General features: G+C 69.3%; 18 protein-coding genes and 3 tRNA genes. 6 read left to right on the forward strand and 15 right to left on the reverse strand.

The window, feature by feature from the left end; translation table 11 throughout:
- The first annotated feature begins 5 nt into the window (after positions 1-5).
- Positions 6-518 carry a DUF2505 domain-containing protein gene (locus FHX42_RS22075; RefSeq protein WP_182546362.1) on the forward strand — a complete coding sequence of 171 codons (513 nt, stop codon included), beginning with the start codon at positions 6-8 and terminating at the stop codon, positions 516-518.
- Here the strand turns inward: FHX42_RS22075 and FHX42_RS22080 are convergent, their stop codons facing one another.
- From FHX42_RS22080 to FHX42_RS22105, 6 genes are all read right to left on the reverse strand, one after another.
- The gene (locus FHX42_RS22080) at positions 519-1,079 is read right to left on the reverse strand and encodes a YbaK/EbsC family protein (protein WP_182546363.1); all 561 of its coding nucleotides are present in this window, start codon (positions 1,077-1,079) and stop codon (positions 519-521) included.
- A 37-nt stretch (positions 1,080-1,116) separates the two neighbouring features.
- Positions 1,117-1,884 carry an alpha/beta fold hydrolase gene (locus FHX42_RS22085; protein ID WP_328796646.1) on the reverse strand — a complete coding sequence of 256 codons (768 nt, stop codon included), beginning with the start codon at positions 1,882-1,884 and terminating at the stop codon, positions 1,117-1,119.
- A complete protein-coding gene (locus FHX42_RS22090) occupies positions 1,884-2,168 on the reverse strand; it encodes a DUF2516 family protein (RefSeq protein WP_328796648.1) in 285 nt (94 codons plus the stop codon). Before FHX42_RS22090 ends, FHX42_RS22085 begins: the two co-directional genes overlap by 1 nt.
- A gap of 69 nt (positions 2,169-2,237) precedes the next feature.
- Positions 2,238-2,855: a hypothetical protein gene (locus FHX42_RS22095; RefSeq protein WP_182546365.1), complete on the reverse strand. Its 618-nt coding sequence runs from the start codon at positions 2,853-2,855 to the stop codon at positions 2,238-2,240.
- A 5-nt stretch (positions 2,856-2,860) separates the two neighbouring features.
- Positions 2,861-3,304 (reverse strand): helix-turn-helix domain-containing protein, encoded by a 444-nt coding sequence (locus tag FHX42_RS22100; protein ID WP_182546366.1) that lies wholly within the window; start codon positions 3,302-3,304, stop codon positions 2,861-2,863.
- Positions 3,305-3,460: 156 nt separating this feature from the next.
- Entirely contained in the window at positions 3,461-3,853 is a 393-nt protein-coding gene (locus FHX42_RS22105) for a VOC family protein (protein WP_182546367.1), read from the reverse strand.
- Between the two features lie 113 nt (positions 3,854-3,966).
- Here FHX42_RS22105 and FHX42_RS22110 point away from each other — a divergent pair, with 113 nt between their 5' ends.
- Positions 3,967-4,509 (forward strand): CGNR zinc finger domain-containing protein, encoded by a 543-nt coding sequence (locus FHX42_RS22110; protein WP_328796651.1) that lies wholly within the window; start codon positions 3,967-3,969, stop codon positions 4,507-4,509.
- Positions 4,510-4,772: 263 nt separating this feature from the next.
- Here the strand turns inward: FHX42_RS22110 and FHX42_RS22115 are convergent, their stop codons facing one another.
- On the reverse strand, positions 4,773-5,981 hold the full coding sequence (locus tag FHX42_RS22115) for a DUF445 domain-containing protein (protein WP_182546526.1): 1,209 nt from the start codon (positions 5,979-5,981) through the stop codon (positions 4,773-4,775).
- Positions 5,982-6,122: 141 nt separating this feature from the next.
- On the opposite strand from FHX42_RS22115, the gene FHX42_RS22120 reads away from it, so the two are divergent.
- The gene (locus tag FHX42_RS22120) at positions 6,123-7,292 is read left to right on the forward strand and encodes a pyridoxal phosphate-dependent aminotransferase (protein ID WP_182546369.1); all 1,170 of its coding nucleotides are present in this window, start codon (positions 6,123-6,125) and stop codon (positions 7,290-7,292) included.
- 206 nt (positions 7,293-7,498) lie between these two features.
- Here FHX42_RS22120 and FHX42_RS22125 read toward each other — a convergent pair whose 3' ends face one another.
- From FHX42_RS22125 to yczR, 4 genes are all read right to left on the reverse strand, one after another.
- Positions 7,499-8,788, reverse strand: coding sequence for a CHAT domain-containing protein (locus FHX42_RS22125; protein WP_182546370.1), 1,290 nt, complete (start codon positions 8,786-8,788; stop codon positions 7,499-7,501).
- Between the two features lie 242 nt (positions 8,789-9,030).
- On the reverse strand, positions 9,031-9,516 hold the full coding sequence (locus FHX42_RS22130; protein WP_182546371.1) for a hypothetical protein: 486 nt from the start codon (positions 9,514-9,516) through the stop codon (positions 9,031-9,033).
- Positions 9,513-10,097: an RNA polymerase sigma factor gene (locus FHX42_RS22135; RefSeq protein WP_328796654.1), complete on the reverse strand. Its 585-nt coding sequence runs from the start codon at positions 10,095-10,097 to the stop codon at positions 9,513-9,515. Before FHX42_RS22135 ends, FHX42_RS22130 begins: the two co-directional genes overlap by 4 nt.
- Positions 10,098-10,858: 761 nt before the next feature.
- Positions 10,859-12,271 (reverse strand): MocR-like transcription factor YczR, encoded by a 1,413-nt coding sequence (yczR, locus tag FHX42_RS22140; RefSeq protein ID WP_182546372.1) that lies wholly within the window; start codon positions 12,269-12,271, stop codon positions 10,859-10,861.
- 78 nt (positions 12,272-12,349) lie between these two features.
- Here yczR and yczE point away from each other — a divergent pair, with 78 nt between their 5' ends.
- The 3 genes from yczE (at position 12,350) to FHX42_RS22155 (ending at position 14,424) form a co-directional block, all read left to right on the forward strand.
- The gene (yczE, locus tag FHX42_RS22145; protein WP_182546373.1) at positions 12,350-12,991 is read left to right on the forward strand and encodes a membrane protein YczE; all 642 of its coding nucleotides are present in this window, start codon (positions 12,350-12,352) and stop codon (positions 12,989-12,991) included.
- Between the two features lie 8 nt (positions 12,992-12,999).
- Positions 13,000-13,809, forward strand: a complete 810-nt coding sequence (locus FHX42_RS22150; RefSeq protein ID WP_182546374.1) for a hypothetical protein — start codon at positions 13,000-13,002, stop codon at positions 13,807-13,809.
- Between the two features lie 354 nt (positions 13,810-14,163).
- Positions 14,164-14,424: a hypothetical protein gene (locus FHX42_RS22155; RefSeq protein WP_182546375.1), complete on the forward strand. Its 261-nt coding sequence runs from the start codon at positions 14,164-14,166 to the stop codon at positions 14,422-14,424.
- A gap of 358 nt (positions 14,425-14,782) precedes the next feature.
- Here FHX42_RS22155 and FHX42_RS22160 read toward each other — a convergent pair.
- From FHX42_RS22160 to FHX42_RS22175, 4 genes are all read right to left on the reverse strand, one after another.
- A tRNA-Phe gene (locus tag FHX42_RS22160) sits at positions 14,783-14,856 on the reverse strand.
- A gap of 29 nt (positions 14,857-14,885) precedes the next feature.
- A tRNA-Asp gene (locus FHX42_RS22165) sits at positions 14,886-14,962 on the reverse strand.
- A 16-nt stretch (positions 14,963-14,978) separates the two neighbouring features.
- Positions 14,979-15,051: transfer RNA gene (locus FHX42_RS22170), tRNA-Glu, on the reverse strand.
- A gap of 230 nt (positions 15,052-15,281) precedes the next feature.
- Positions 15,282-15,908: a ScbR family autoregulator-binding transcription factor gene (locus FHX42_RS22175; protein WP_182546376.1), complete on the reverse strand. Its 627-nt coding sequence runs from the start codon at positions 15,906-15,908 to the stop codon at positions 15,282-15,284.
- Between the last annotated feature and the right edge of the window lie 49 nt (positions 15,909-15,957).

Raw genomic sequence — 15,957 nt, forward strand, 5'->3', positions numbered from 1 at the left:
GATCCATGACACGCCGCATCGAGCATCGGAGCACCTCGGAATGGCCCGCGGCACGGGTCCACGAGGCGTTGGTCGACATCGATTTTCTCAAGGAGAGACTCGCCGAGCTCGGCGGCAGCGACACGGAGCTGTTGGAGCACTCCTCGACGGACGAGGAGACTCATTTCAAGATCCGCCAGGGAGTGAGCGCCGAGCACCTGCCGTCGGTCGTCCGAACGGTGGTGGGTGGTGACCTGATGCTCGACCGCAGCGAGTCGTGGCGCTGCCAGGGGCCGGGGCGCTACACCGGGGAGGTGGCCGCCGCCATTCCCCACGTCCCCGGATCCATCACGGGGTCGATGTGGCTCACCGAACTGGGCGAGGGCGAGAGGGGCAGCGAGTTCGTCGTGCAAGGCGAGGTCGGCGTCAGCGTCCCCCTCGTCGCGGGCAAGCTGGAGGCGCTGGCCGCCGAGCGGATACAGGACCTGCTGGCGGACGAGATGCGGTTCACCTACGAATGGCTGGAGCGCAACAGCTGATCAGGTCAGCCCCAAGCCCTCCACCACCTCGGCCGCCGGCAGTTCGCCCAGCACCTCGCCCGGGGTGACGAGTTTGCTGCGGCGCAGGCCGGACCCCACCACCACCGCGGAGCTCTCGGCCACGGCGGTGTCCACGAGAACCGGCCAGTCCGCGGGCAGGCCGAACGGGGTGATGCCGCCGTACTCCATACCGGTGAGGCCGACGGCGTCGTCCATCGCGGTGAACGATGCCTTCCGGACGTCGAGCCGCCGCCTGACAACTCCGTTCACGTCGGCGCGAGTGGTGGCCGGAATCATGCAGGCGGCATGACGCGTGATCCCTGAGCGCTTTCCGGAGACCACGACGCAGTTCGCCGACCGTTCCGGCGGAGAGCCGTACTGCGCGCAGAAGGTGGCGGTGTCGGCGAACTCCGGTTCGATCTCCGCCACGCCGATCCGCGCACCTTCCCGAGCCCCGTACTCCCGGATCGTTCGCTCGACGGGATCGGCGAGCAGATCGGGACGTTCCGGTGCGGGCACGACCCGCAGGGTTCCCGCGGCCAACGACCAGTCGACAGCCATGCCCGAAAGCCTACGAGACCGGGCTCCCAGCCGGTCGTCAGCCCCGGTCGTTCAGGAATTCGGTGAGCACCCGGCGGAGTTCGCCGCGGTGGGTGACCATCGGCGCTGCCGAGGGCAGCAGTTCCAGTCGCGCCGCGGGGAGGGCATCGGCGGTGGAGCGAGCGATCTCGGCGGGGTGCAGGGGGTCCTCGGTGGCTCCGATGACGAGCACCCGCGCCGCCACCTCGGCCAGCGCCCCCGCGTGCTCCAGGGGGTTTCGGTAAGGCACCGACCGCAGGGCGTCCTCGAGCCGCGTCAGGACGGCGGCACGGCGCTCGACGTAGTCACCGACATCCGCACCGGCGGGCACGTCTTCGGCGATCAGCTTCCGCAGTTGCGCCCCGCCGTCCGCGGCAGCGGTGGTCACTGCCGCGGCGAGTCGGGCGAAGGTCTCCGCTCCCGCCGGATCGCGGGGTTGGTCCAGCGCAGCGGGCAGTAACAGGGCCAGTCGCTCGAACCTGGTGGGATGACTCGCCGCGATACGGGTCAACGCCCCTGCTCCGAGCGAAACTCCCACCGCACGGGTGGCTTCGACCTCGTCGGCGATCCCGAGTACGTCCTCGGCGATGCGGGAGTACGTCCAGTAGTCGGCCGGCGCGTCGGACGCCCGACCGTGCCCGGGGAGAGTCACCACCACGCGAGTGCCGCGAAGCCCCGAGGCCGGGATGCGGGCCTCGCCTTCGGTGGCCCCCAACCCGTGCACGATCACCGTGACCGGTGTCCCCGTGCCGTGGGCGCTCCAACGCGCGCCCGAGGCGAGGGCCACTACCAGGAACTGCCCTTCTGCACCTCGGTGACCTTGGGGCGCACGTCGACGAGGTAGACCAGCACCGCGACCAGCCCGGCGATCCAGAAGATCGTGATGGGGCCGCGGAACAGCGCCAGTACGGCCAACCCACCCCCGGTGATACCGAGCCAGACGGGCTTGCTCATCTTGTCGGCGGCCGTGAACGCGTCGGCCCGCTGGGTGGCGGCGTGCCCGAACGCGTAAATCCCGACCGGGATCCCCGCCAACCAGATGATCATCAGGATCCAGCTTGCCAGCAGCACACTCTCAGGGTACGCGACAACTGTGCGCATCCCCAGGGCTCGGGGCACCCGGATCGGGCACCCCGCGGATCAGTTGCTGTTGGAGCTCGTCGACTTGGCGGACTGCTTGCCGCCGTTGCTCTTGGCCGCGGCTGTCCGGTTGGCGGTCTTGCGGGCCGTGCTCCGAGTTGCGCTCGCCGCCTGGGAACCGGTCTCGCGTACCGCCTCGGCCGTCTCCTCGGCGGTCTCCTCGGTGGTGTGCGCGGCCTTCTCCCCGAAGGAGCGGGCACTCGTGGTGACCTTGCCCAGCACGTCGTCGGCGATGCCCCGAGCGTCTCCCACGGCCTCTTCGAACCGCTCCTGGGCACGCTGGACCTGCGGTTGGGACTGCAACTTGCCGAGCGTGCCCTCACCCCGTTCGGCGAGGTAGCCGTAGAACTGAACGGCCGACTGGGTGTAGGAGTCGACGAACTTGCGCAGTTCGGCGGGATCGAGCTTGTCGCGCAGCTCGTTGAAGTCCTTGGGCAGGTCGTTGACACCGGCGCGCGCCGACTCGGCGCTCTCGTTGAGCTGCACTCGTACCTTGTGCACGGTGTCGGCGACGGCGTGGGCCGCGATGTCCCCGGCTCCCAGTGCCGCGAGCAGCGGCGTGCGGACCTGCTCGGCCGTACCGGCGCTCTCCTGGTCGGACTGTTGCCGTGTCGACATGGCGATCACTCCTCGCTCTCGGGTTCGGTCACCTCGGTCCGATCGGGCACGACGACCCCGTACCGGTTCTCGTCGGGCTCGTCGTCCCGGTCCCGGCGGAACGAGGCGTAGATGTCCAGTAGTGCTTGCTTTTGTCGCTCGCTGAGCTCGGCATCGGCCAGTACGGCGTCGACGACCGGTCCGCCCTCCCGGCTTTCCAGGATCCCGGCCTGCACGTACAGCGCCTCCGCGGAGATGCGCAGGGCATGTGCGATCTGTTGCAGGATCTCCGCGCTCGGCTTGCGCAGCCCGCGTTCGACCTGGCTCAGGTAGGGGTTGGACACGCCGGCGCGTTTGGCCAACTGCCGCAGCGAGATCTGGGCGTTGCCGCGCTGGGCGCGGATGTAACCGCCGAGATCGCTGACCGCCTGGTTGACGGCTTTGTTGACGGTTTTGTCCACGCGTTCCACCGACCATCGCCCTCCTGCATCCCCAGGTTAGCCACGAGTGCTAACTCTAGCAAGCAGGCTGCTTGCACCCGATCGTGTGTTTTCGAGGTGACCGAGCGCGTTCGGCACGACAGCGCCGCGGCCGGGCCCGCACCGGCCCGGCCGCGGCGCAGCGGATCAGCCCTGACAAAGACAGAACGGATGACCGACGGGGTCCGCGTAGACGAGGAAGTTGGCACCGATCTGGTCTTCCGGCTGGGGCAGCTGCTTGGCTCCGACCGACAGCGCGTGCTCGTGAGCCCGCCGGAGATCCGACACGCGCACGTCCAGATGCAGCATCTGGGGACGCTCGCCCTCCGGCCAGGTCGGTGGCAGGTAGTCGGGGTCCCGCTGGAACGCCAGCTTCGCACCACCGGCCGGATCGGCGAGCTCCACCCAGCTCCCGTCCGATTCCTCCTCGTCGATGCTCCAGCCCAGCAGGTTTCCGTAGAAAACGGCGAGCTCCCGCGGATCCGGGCAGTCGATCGCCACGGCCGCCAGCCGCAGCGGGCCTTCCTTCGGTGCCGTCATGACAGCTCCCTCGCTGATAACCATCAAAACTTTTTTAGTAGTCACTTACTGGCTAAGTCAGTATGCTGGTTAGCTCTTACGGGAGCAACCCTCGTGTCACTTACGATGGTGTCGTGAGCACTGAAGCCGTCGCAGTCGACACGGAACGACCGACAGCCCCGGAGTCCGTGGGACCCGACCTCCAGCACGACATCGACCTGACCGTGGCGTTCCTCAACACCCGCGACGCGGAGACCGGCACCGACCTCCTCGACGAGCCAGAGCAGTGGTGCGCCTGGTGTCGAGCGCGCGATCTCGGTGAAGCACCTCCGCCCCGCTCCGCCCGCGAAGTGCGCGATGCCATGCGCGCCTCCGTGAGTTGCACCGACGCGGCTTCCGCGGAAACGACGTCCTGGCCGGAGTGGCCCATGCGGATGGTGCTGCGTGGTGGTGTGCCGGTGCTGACCGGAAACGACGCCCTGGGCGGAGTGCTGGCCGCCGCCTTCAATCTCGTGGCGACCGGCCACTGGTGGCGCATCAAGATCTGCCCGGCCGAGGACTGCCTGTGGGCGTTCTACGACCGCTCCCGCAACCGCTCCCGAACCTGGTGTTCGATGCGGGTGTGCGGTAACCGCGAGAAGGCCCGTTCGTGGCGCGAGCGCCACGTCGTGCCGTAGTGCACCGCGCGAGCCACAGCGCACATAGCTGACTGCCCGGATCGGGATACCACCTGCTCAGCCGTACCGATCCTCGGGCAAGCGGCGAAGCCGCTTCTCACCACGCGCGCAGACCGATCCGCCGGGGTCTCGGGTGTGGGTCTCGCGAGGACAGCCCGGGGGGCTGCGGTGCCCCCCCGGGGGGGGGGGCGTGGCCGGGTTACGTGGACCCCGCCTGAGGTTCCCCGCTCGACCCACTGCACAGGCCATTCCACGAGGGATCTCTAAAAGAACAGCAGGGACAGGGTGTGGATGACGAGCCCGGCCAGCGATCCGACGACGGTGCCGTTGATCCGGATGAACTGGAGGTCTCGACCGACGTGTGTTTCGATCTTGCGCGAGGTCTCCTCGGCGTCCCAGCGCTCGACCGTGTCCGTGATCAGCGTGGTGATCTCGTCGCGGTAGTGCGAGACCACGTACACCGCGGCACCCTCCAGCCACCCGTCCACCTTGGCGCGCAGCTCCGGGTCCTCGGTCAGCCGGCGCCCCAGCGAACGCAGCCCCTCCCCGGCTCGCAGGCGCAGCTCGCTGGAGGGGTCTTCGGCGGCGTCCAGCAGCATCTTCTTCGCCGTGGCCCAGGCCGAGGCCACGAGGTTGCGCACCTCGGGGTGTTCGAGGACCTGCTGCTTGATCCGCTCGGCCCTGGCGATGGTGTGCGGGTCGTGCTGGAGATCTTCGGCGAAGTCCACCAGGAACCGGTCGACGGCCTTGCGCATCTGGTGCTCGGGGTCGGTCTTGACCGCCCAGGCGAACGAGAGCACCTCGGCGTAGATGCGGTCGGCCACGAGAGAGTCGAAGAACCTCGGCGACCACGAGGGGGCCCGTTGGCTGACCACGCGCATGACGGTCTCGTGGTTGTCCCGAACCCAGTCGTAGGCGCGGTCGCAGACGAGGTCGACGAGCCCGTGGTGGGAGCCGTCGGCGAACACCCGAGCCAGGATCCGGCCCAGCGGCGGTCCCCACCGCTGTTCGAGCACCCGGCGCACGACGGTCTGTTCGAGCACCGCCTGTACGTCCTCGTCCCGCAGCACCCGTACCGCCCCGCGCACGGCGGTCGCCAGTTCCGAGGTGACGCGCTCGGCGTGGGCGGGTTCGGACAGCCACACCCCGGCCCGGTGGGTGATCCCCGCACGCGCGAGTTTGTCGCTGACCACCTGGGGAGCCAGGAAGTTCGACCCCACGAAGTCGCCGAGGCTGCTGCCGAGCATGTTCTTGCGGGTCGGGATGATGGCGGTGTGCGGGATCGGCAGTCCCATCGGGTGGCGGAACAGGGCCGTCACCGCGAACCAGTCCGCCAGTGCACCGACCATGCCCGCCTCGGCCGCCGCGCTCACGTAGCCGACCCAGGACGGTGCTCCGGCGCTCTCCTGCCACCGGGCCACCACGTAGATCGCCGTGACGAGCAGCAGTAGCCCGGTGGCGATGCCCTTCATCCGCCGCAGGCCCCGTCGCCGTTCGGCCTCGACTGCAGCTGTGTCCCGCACTCCTCGATTGTGGCAGCGCTCGGAGACCACCGTGACGCACGTGCCCGGATCCCTGACCGCGGACGGCCGTCTCGGATACGCTCGGCGCCCGTGCGTACTCCTGCTCTCACCTCCCGGCTGCGCCCCTTCACCTCGACGATCTTCGCGGAGATCACCGAGCTCGCTCGGGAAACCGGAGCGGTCAACCTCGGTCAGGGCTTCCCCGACACCGATGGACCTCCGGCGATGCTGAACGAGGCACGCCGGGCGATCTCCGACGGCGTCAACCAGTACTCCCCGGGAGCGGGAGAACCCGAGCTGCGCCGGGCCATCGCCGACCAGCGGCGCAAGCACTACGGCACGGACCACGACCCGGACGGCGAGGTGCTGGTCACCGTCGGCGCGACCGAGGCCATCACGGCGTCGATGCTGGCCCTGGTCGAGCCGGGTGAGGAAGTCGTGCTCGTCGAGCCGTACTACGACTCGTACCCGGTGGCCGTGTCCCTGGCCGGTGGTGTGCGCCGCACCGTCGGGCTCACCCAGGGGCAGGGGAACCGGTTCGTACTCGACACCGAGGCCCTGCGGGCCGCTGTCGGACCACGAACCAGGGCCCTGGTGCTGAACTCGCCCCACAACCCGACGGGCACCGTGTTCACCGACGCGGAACTCGACGTGATCGCCGAGGTGTGCCGGGAGCACGACGTGATCGCGGTGACCGACGAGGTCTACGAGCACCTGCTCTTCGACGGACGCGGACACACCCCGCTGGCGGGGCTGCCCGGCATGGCCGAGCGCACCCTGTCGATCTCCAGTGCCGGTAAGACCTTCAGCGCCACGGGCTGGAAGATCGGCTGGGTGTGCGGGCCCGCCGAGCTGATCTCGGCCGTGCGCTCGGCCAAGCAGTTCCTGACCTTCGTCGGGGGCGCTCCCTTCCAGCCTGCCGTGGCCCACGCCCTGGATCACGAGCTCGACTGGGTCGAGCAGTTGCGCGACGACCTGCAACGCAAGCGGGACCGGCTGGCCGGTGGGCTGTCCGAAGCGGGTTTCGACGTGCTCGCGAGCGAGGGCACGTATTTCGTCTGCACCGACGTGCGTCCGCTCGGCTTCTCCGAGGGCGCCGAGTTCTGCCGCGCCCTGCCGCAGCGGGTCGGTGTGGCCGCGATCCCGGTCCAGGTCTTCTGCGACAACCCCGAGAACATGCGCCATCTGGTGCGCTTCGCCTTCTGCAAGCGCGACGACGTCCTGGACGAAGCGATCGAGCGACTGCACAAGCTGCGCTGAGCTCACAAGCTCTCCCCGTCCGGCCGTGCGTCCGGCAAGCGGCGCGACCCCCTTGCCGGACGCACGCTGCCGACGATGTACCGGTCCCCGGAGCTGGAGGCGCTGCGGCGCGGCAGCGCCTCCGTGAGGGTGCTCCGGTTGCGGGCGGGCGGCGACGGTCCGCGGCCCGCCCACCGTGGCGAACCAACCACACGTCGACACGGGATTCACGTTCCTCCGTGGCCGAGGCACACGAACCCGTGTTCACCGTGCATAGCCTGGGCACTGGCCAGGGCTTCCGCGGGTGCGAGTCCCTGTCGCAGTCCGGTGTGCAACGACACCATGACCCGGGCGGCGCGCTCGTCCGAGATCGGTACGACACCGGCGATGAGGGTGGCCGTGCCGCGTTCGAGCAGGGCCGCCGCCATGCCCGTCAACTCGTTGCCGCGACCGGTCGCGAGGCATCCGACCTCGCACGCCGACAGGACCACGGTGGTGGGACCACGCCGGAGTCGGTGCACGTCGTAGCCGTAGAGCGGACCATCGGCCAGCTCCAGGCAGGAGAGCAGGGGGTGGTCACCGCGGAACCACCCGTGAGCGGCGATGTGCGCGAACTCCGCTCCGTCCATGCTCTCCAGCACGCGATCGACCGTCGCCGCACCCCCGAGCAGCAGTCGACCACCCGAGACCGCATGCAGGGTGCGTACCTCGCCGACGGCATGCTCCAGGTCGGGTCCGCCGACCCAAACCCCGGAGCTACCGTCCGTTGCGGAACGCGCTCGCGCGGCGGCCCCCAACCAGCACCGCAGCGACGGGGCCACGGTGACGCTCCTGCCGCGGCAGCGAGGGAGCGCGGCCCACGGCAGTGCGTGGAGCGGCCCCGTCGGCACGATGACCAACGACCGTCCCCGGTGCAACTCGCGCTCGACCGGCTCGAGCAGCCACCGGTCGAGCGCCCGGGCGGACTCCCGCGCTCCCGCGGAGAACACCTCAGCACTGTGCGGATCCGTCCGCACGGACTGCTTGCCCAGGAAATACCGGAGGCGGTCGATCTCGCCCGACTCGACCACACCGTCCCCGTGCTCGCCCAGTCGGACCTCTCCGTCCACGACGACCGTCGAGTACACCCGGCCGTCGTGGACGAAGTAGTTCAGCAGCACCGCCTTCCCGAGCTCGCTCAGCACCTCGTCGAGCTCTAACTTCCGCACCGCTTCCGCCCGGTTGCCACCACCGCGCACCGCATGCCGCCGCACCCGGTCCTCCAGCGCCCCGACCGCGGCCGGAACCGCGGAGCGGCTGCCGTGACCCCCTACGGTCTCGCGCAGGGTGCCCAGTGCCGTTCGCAAGTTCCGGTCCGATGGCGGAGGCAGTTGCCTCCGGCGGGGTACCGCCGCTCGGAACCACTCCGTTCGACGCAGCACCAGGCTCGGAGTCCCGCTTCGTACGGCGGCTCCGATCGCCGCTCCGGCGATTCGCTCCGCGTGCTCCGGGGAGCACATCCGGGCCAGGAGAGTCACGAAGCACTCCTCGACCGAACGCGTACTCGCTTTGCAGCTGTCCGCGAGCCGTCGAAACAACCAGCGCAGTGCGGCGAGCAGCGCCACCACCGTGGTGCGGCAGCCGGCGCCGCACCACGAACCCGGCACGGTCCCGCATCCGCGAGCCGACCCGGTCGAGCGCTGTTCGAACCACGCGGTCCCCGGTGCACCGGCGAGCAACCTCGAGCACGCGCTGAGGCCGTGCGCTGCCGAGCCGCCGTTCAACAGACCAACCAATCGGCCACGAGCGGCGTGGAACCGGTCGGCCGCAGCGTCACGCTCAGCGGTCCGGCGGGCACGTCGTCGATGCGGAAGGCCGCGTGCCGGTCCAGCACACCGGTGTGCTCCCCGTCGGGATGGCGCAGCGTCACCGATCCCCCGAGACCGTGCCGGCCGGCACGGTCGATCACGATGCCGCGCGCAGTCAGCATCCCCGGCACGGTCGGGATCAGATCCATCTCCAGCACCCGCCCCGGCAGCGCGTAAGTGAGCACCCTGGACGCGCGGTCCGCGCCGCGAGTGAGCGCGGGCCCCGGAGTGTCCGCCGAATCAGCGACGAGCTCCAGCACCTCCGTGGCGGGGGAACCTTCCGAAGACACGAACCGCGCCGCCGCGCAGGCCGCGTCCAGCGCGCGCTCGGGAACCGGATCGCAGAGCTGGAGCACCGCACGCAGCGCACGCAACTCATCGGGAACGAAGTCACTCATCCTGCCGCCTCCTCGGGCATTCCGGTGGCGGCCAGGCTCTGGCGCAACGCCGTCAGGCACCGATTCCGCTTCGGCCCGATGCTGCCGCGCGCCATGCCCAGGGCGGTAGCGATCTGGTTGTAGCTGGTGTCCGGAGCGACCGCCACGACCCGAAGCAGCTGCTGACACCGTTGGGACAACCCGGCGAAGGCCTGAGCCACGCGGGAGAGCACCGCGGTCCGAACGGCTCGGTTCTCGGGTCCGTCCGCGATGTCGGCCACGTCGAGCAGCAACGTGTCCAGCCCGGCCGGCGTTTCGCGCCGCCGCGCCTTGACCAGCCGCAGGGCCTCGCGGCGTGCCGTCGTCGCCAACCACGCGGGCAGCGCATCCGGCTGCCGCAACTTGTGCAGGTTCTCCGCCAACAACACCCAGGTCACCTGACACACGTCCTCCGCGTCGGCGCGGTTCATCGAATACGCTCTGGCGGCTCCCCACACCATGGGGCCGTGGTGTTCGACCAAGTACCGCCAGGCGTCCTGGTCGCCCTCGGACACGCGGTCCAAGAGCGCGGCCATCCCGCAGCTCGCACCGAACTCGGTCACTGCACACCTCCGTCTGTCGGTTCCGGTCCGTTTCCGTCGGGGCCGGTACGGATAAGAGTCTCGGGAGCCCCGCACGGATTCACCCGGATCCGCGAAACCCCCGAAAGGGTCACGAACCAGGTATTTCCACTCAGCCGACAGCACCGGAAAAAGTGAGTTTTATTCAGCAAAGGACATGGAAATTACTCACTTCGTGGGCGGGATTTACCCACGGGATGCCGGACGGGCCGGGGTGAGGCACGATGACCCCGGGACTCGCTTGAACCCGCAACCGGTGGTGATAATGCTCGACACTTGTGCACGACGCCGATCAGCCCTCCTCGCGGCCGCGACGCGAGTGGCGATCTCCGGTCGTCGGCACACACCGCCCGTCGGGCAAGCGACGCCGAAAACCCCCGTGCGGACTCGTGGGGGATGGACACCAGAATTGGTCCAGCCCATTGGAGTCTCCTCGGGAGTACCGCCCGACGTGACAGACTGATCGGCGAAAGCGACGCCGCCACCACACCCTTTTCGGGGTGGTGGTCGTCGACGGTGCCGAGTCAGACTGCCCCCAAACCCGAAACAACGCGGAATTTCCTTTCCCGGCGTTCTCGAACCCCGGACTCCGATCCGACGTCCGCGCTAGGTCGGATCGGGCACGAGGAGCTGTCGATCTCGGGCGGCTCCTCTCCCCGGTGCCGCGATGCCCCGGCGGCACCGGGGGCACCAGGGAAACCGCCCACCGGCACGACGAGGGGCCGTGCCGGTGGGCGGCTCCCTCAGGTGACGAGTCCTTCCCACTCGCGAGGGGTGGCATCGCCGACGGCGGCGCACGCGAGCGCGAGCTTCGACACCGCGTCACGGAGCTGTTCCTCGGGCAGGGTGTAGGGCACCCGCGCGTAGTGCTGCAGGGAGCCCTGAACCGCGAAGCGGGACCCCGGTGCCAACCGCACACCGTGTTGCTCGGCGGCCACGGCGAGCCTGTCACCGATCGGGGCGCCCAGGTCGCACCACAGCGAAAGCCCCCCGTCCGGTACTCGACAGCTCCACTGGGGGCACTGCCTGCGGAGCTCCTCGACGAGGAAGTCCCGGCGGCGCGCCCACTCGGCACGCCGCCGCCGGAGAAGCCGTTCACCGTCGCGCAGGAGTTCGGTGAGCACGAGCTGCTCGAACACCGGGCTGCCCAGGTCCACCGAGGCCCGTCCGTGAACCATGCACCGCACGAACTCCTCGGACGCCCGCACCCATCCCAACCTCATGCCTCCCCAGCAGGACTTGGCGGCCGAACCGATGGTGATCACGTGCTTCTCGTCGAACGACGCCACCGGCGGCGGGGCCTCGTGGGCGGACAGATCGATGTCGACCAGGGTTTCGTCGACGACGGCGACGGTGTGGTTGCGCCGCAACGCCAGGGCCAGTCGCTGCCGATCGCGACCGCTCATGCGCGCGCCCGTCGGGTTCTGGAAGTCGGGGATCAAGTAGGCCAGCCGGGGTGACCGCTGGTTCAGCGTCGCCTCGACCAGTTCCAGGTCCCACCCGTCGTCGAGCAGGGGTACCGGTGCCGGTTGGGCGTGGGCACCTCGGATCGCCTCCGTGGCGTTCGGGTAGGTCGGCTGCTCGACCAGGACCCGCTCACCGGGTGCCACCATCGTGCGCAGAACGAGCGCGAAAGCGTGTTGCGCACCGTTGGTGATCAGGATTTGGTCGCGTGAGGTGGGCAGTCCTCTGCGGGTGAACCGCTCGGCCACGCTTTCGCGCAGATCCCTCAGTCCGTGCGGCTGGTAACCGTGACTGTCCGCGTGATCGACGAAGCGGACGCGAGCCGCGTCGGCGGCTTCGAACAACTCGGGCGGCGCGGCCGGGGTGGCCTGAGCGAGGTTGACGAGTGCCGGGCCCTCCGAGGGAAACCACCCTCCCACCGGAGCCGCCTCACCCCCGGGAAGCCGCACCCAGGAACCGGCTCCACGACGTTTCGTGACGAAGCCGTCGGCACGCAACCGCTCCAGGGCGCTGCCGACCAGAGTACGACTGGCACCGAGGGCCTCGGCGAGTTCGCGTTCGGCGGGAAGACGGGTTCCGGGTGGTAGCCGCCCGTCCAGCAGGAGCTGACGCACGGCCTCGTGCAGGCGCCGCGAGGACCACTCTCCGGTGTTCCAGGATCCGAGCAGCTGAGCGAAAGTGTGACCACGCATACCGCTTCCTTAGCGACAAGACCGGTTTCTCCAAATTGGTACTCGATACGAGGTCCAATACAACATATAAACAACCACATGCCCGCGAAATTGGCAAAAGTGGACCTCGAACCGATACCGGTCACGATCCGGCCGGCGTTCCGGCTCTCGCAACTGTTGCTCGGCCTGGTGCTCTACGGCACGAGCATGGCGCTCATGGTGCGTGCCCGGCTCGGGCTCTCGCCGTGGGACGTGCTGCACCAGGGCCTGACGGAGTCGCTGGGGTGGTCCTTCGGCGCGGTCACCGCCCTCACCGGGGTGACCGTGTTGCTGGCGTGGCTTCCACTGCGACAACGCCCGGGTATCGGCACCGTGGCCAACGTCGTCGTCATCGCCGTGTCCGTCGACGGAGCCCTGCGTCTGTTGCCGTCCGCGCCCGCGCTGGAATGGCAACTACCGATGATGACCGGAGGCATCGTGCTCAACGCGGTGGCGACCGCCCTCTACGTCGGCGCCCGACTCGGCCCGGGACCGCGCGACGGCCTGATGACGGGACTGCACGCACGCACCGGAGGGTCGATACGCGTGGTGCGCACCGGTATCGAGGTCTCCGTACTGGCGGTCGGCTGGTTGCTGGGTGGCACGGCGGGAGCGGGAACCGTGCTGTACGCACTGGCCATCGGGCCGCTGACGCAGTACTTCCTGGCCATCGTGGCGATACGCCGCCGCCGGGCCGGATAATCGCCGTCATGGTGAGTGTCGAAGTGGCCGAGCGGGCGGGCGGCGAGCGCAGTGAGGACGTGGTGCTGACCCTGCCGAACGCGGTGGCACTGCTCGACGGGGCGACCTCGGTGCGACCGACCGAGTACACCGGTGGTTGGTACGCGCAACGGCTCGTCGAGGCACTGCGTCCCCGGCTGTCCACGTCCGACGATCTCGCCGACCTGCTGGCAGCGGCCATCACCGAGGTCGCCGACCGGTACGGACTACGCGCCGGCCGGGCTCCTTCCAGTACGGCGTCCTTGCTGCGCTGGGACGACGAAACCGTGGAAGCGCTGGTGCTCGCCGACAGCCCGGTGGTGGTGTTCACCGCGGCGGGACCGCACCCCGTTACCGACGACCGGTTGGCGAACCTGCGCTCGGAGGGCCGGGGCGGCTACCGCGAACGACTCCGCACCGGCGGTGGCTTCGGTCCGGGTCACGACGAGGAGCTACGCGCGGCCGTGGACCGGACCGGGCGGTGGCGCAACGTCGAGGGCGGCTTCTGGGTGGCCGAGGCCGACCCACGCGCCGCGTACCGGGCGACTCGGGCCACGTGGCGACGGGACGAGGTGCACTCGGCACTGCTGGCCAGCGACGGCGTGTCGTGCGGGGTGGACGAGTACGAGATCTATCCGGACTGGTCCGCCCTCCTGGAACAGGCGTTCGACGCCGGGGCTCGCAGCGTTCTCGAACAGGTGCGGGACGCCGAGAGCTCCGATCCCGACGGTCGGCGGTGGCCGCGTCCGAAGCGGCACGATGACCAGGCGCTCGCCCTGGTGCGCTTCGGTACGACATGACGGCGTTTCCGAACGACACGATGGAGTGTCACCCGTTCAGTCGAATCAGCCGGAAAAGATCACTCCACCTAGAGACAACCGGCGGTACTATCGAGTAATGTGGAGATGTCCACCTGACCCCCAGGGGTGGACCTCCGCGCCCCCGCACTCCCGGTGACCCCCAGACCGGTTGAGCGCGGGGGCGCCCTTGCTTCCCGGGAGAGGAGCACGAACGAGTACCGGAGGGTGCGTTATCGAGCTCGGATGACACCGGGCAACACTCGATCGACTGGTCCGTTCGGGTGACAAAGGGAACCGAAAGCGGATTCACATAGTCGGTTCCTGTGCTGATGTACCGCGAGGCTGGGAGGCGCCGTGAATATGCACGCCCAGATCGAACTGTTCGGCGGCCCGGAGGACGGCCGCGAAATCACCCTGCCGGTCGGAACGGAAGGCACTCCCCTCTCACCCCTGCCCGTGCCCTCCCCCCGTACCGGAGAGGACGCCGGGGAGGAGTCCGAGGGCCCTGCGGAGCACGAGGTGGCCTGGTACGAGCGCCACCATCGCCGGCGCAGGGACATGTGGGTGTACAAGTACGTCAGCTCGCACTCGGTCCACCAAACCGAGAACACCTGAGAACACCGTCGACGGCCGCGGACGTCAGATACCCCCCGGGGGGGATTCCGTGGCACGAGTGGCCCGCACGGACACCTTCAACGCCGTCGCCGAGGACTGCCCGGCGAGGGCGGCGACACCGCTTCCGACGAAGACGGCGACCCATCGGGCGGTCACGCACGAAAAGACCTGCGCCGAGGTCGTCTCCGGGAGGAGCAGCCCTCGACCACCGGTCGCGTCACGAAGGTCATGATTTGCTCGCCGGTCCGCCAGGTCGAGACCACGAGCCTGTTTGACCGGGCAAGAAGCGACAAGCCCCACGGACATGAAAGCGGCCCCCACCGTGTCCGGCAGGGGCCGTTCTCGCAGCTCTGAGCAGTGGCCAGGGACGGGGTCGAACCGCCGACCTTCCGCTTTTCAGGCGGACGCTCGTACCAACTGAGCTACCTGGCCATTCACGCCCGGCTCATCACCGATCGCCCTGGCGACCCAGACGGGACTCGAACCCGCGACCTCCGCCGTGACAGGGCGGCGCGCTAACCAACTGCGCCACTGGGCCATGTGCTGTTATAGCGTACCCCCAACGGGATTCGAACCCGCGTTACCGCCTTGAAAGGGCGGGGTCCTAGGCCTCTAGACGATGGGGGCTTGGCCGGTCACCAACCGACCCGGCCTTACCTCCAACCGGCTTTCCCTTTCTCTGGGGCGCCCCGTTGGGAGCAAGGAAAACTTTACTGCATGCTTCCGAGGGCTCCACAAGGGGGTCCCCCAGGCCGCGCACCCCGAAGCCACCCGCACTCCGCACGAGCCAGGATACCGACCATGACCTGGTTTTCCGCTCCGCCGGAGAGCACGAGCGAGACGAACCTCGAACGACATCAGCGGACCGCACCGGGAAGCTGGTGGCTGCTCAACCACTCCGCACTGGCCACGCCCCTCAACGTGACGCGCCACACTTCCGAGGTCCGCGCGGCCGCCCCCGGGCCGCCGCGTCGTTCGGAACCGAGCGTCCGCGCACCGATCATCGCGGCGTGCACCACACGCGCGACCTCCGCCGGCTCCACTCCGGAACGCAGCAGACCGCGCTCCGCCGAACGGCGGAGCAGGTCGGCCAGCAACGTCTCCCAGTCCACCCCGCTCCGTCGCTCGACCACTTCGTCGGCGATCCGATGCCGCGCCAGGGATGTTCCGGCGCGCAGTACGACGTCCTCCTCGATGAGGCGGGTGGCCTCGTCGACCATGCCGATCGCCACCGACAGCGGGTCGAGACCGCGCCCGAGCCAGCGCTGCCGCAGCGTCGGCCAGCGCCGGTTCTGCAGCTGGATGAGCGCGGCGGCGAGGGATTCCTTCGAGGCGAAGTGGAAGTAGAAAGCACCCTTGGTCACCCCGCTGCGCCGCAGGATCGCGCTCAGCGGTGTGGCGTCGTAGCCCACCCGGTCGAATTCCTCGGCAGCAGCGATGACGATGGCACGACGCGTGGCTTGCGCCCTGCGCTGCTGGGGCATGTACGCATCTCCAGAAGGCCGCGTAGGGCGGACAGTGCGACCGGCTTCG

The sequence above is a fragment of the Halosaccharopolyspora lacisalsi genome (genome assembly GCF_014137975.1).
Classification (GTDB): Bacteria; Actinomycetota; Actinomycetes; order Mycobacteriales; family Pseudonocardiaceae; genus Halosaccharopolyspora; species Halosaccharopolyspora lacisalsi.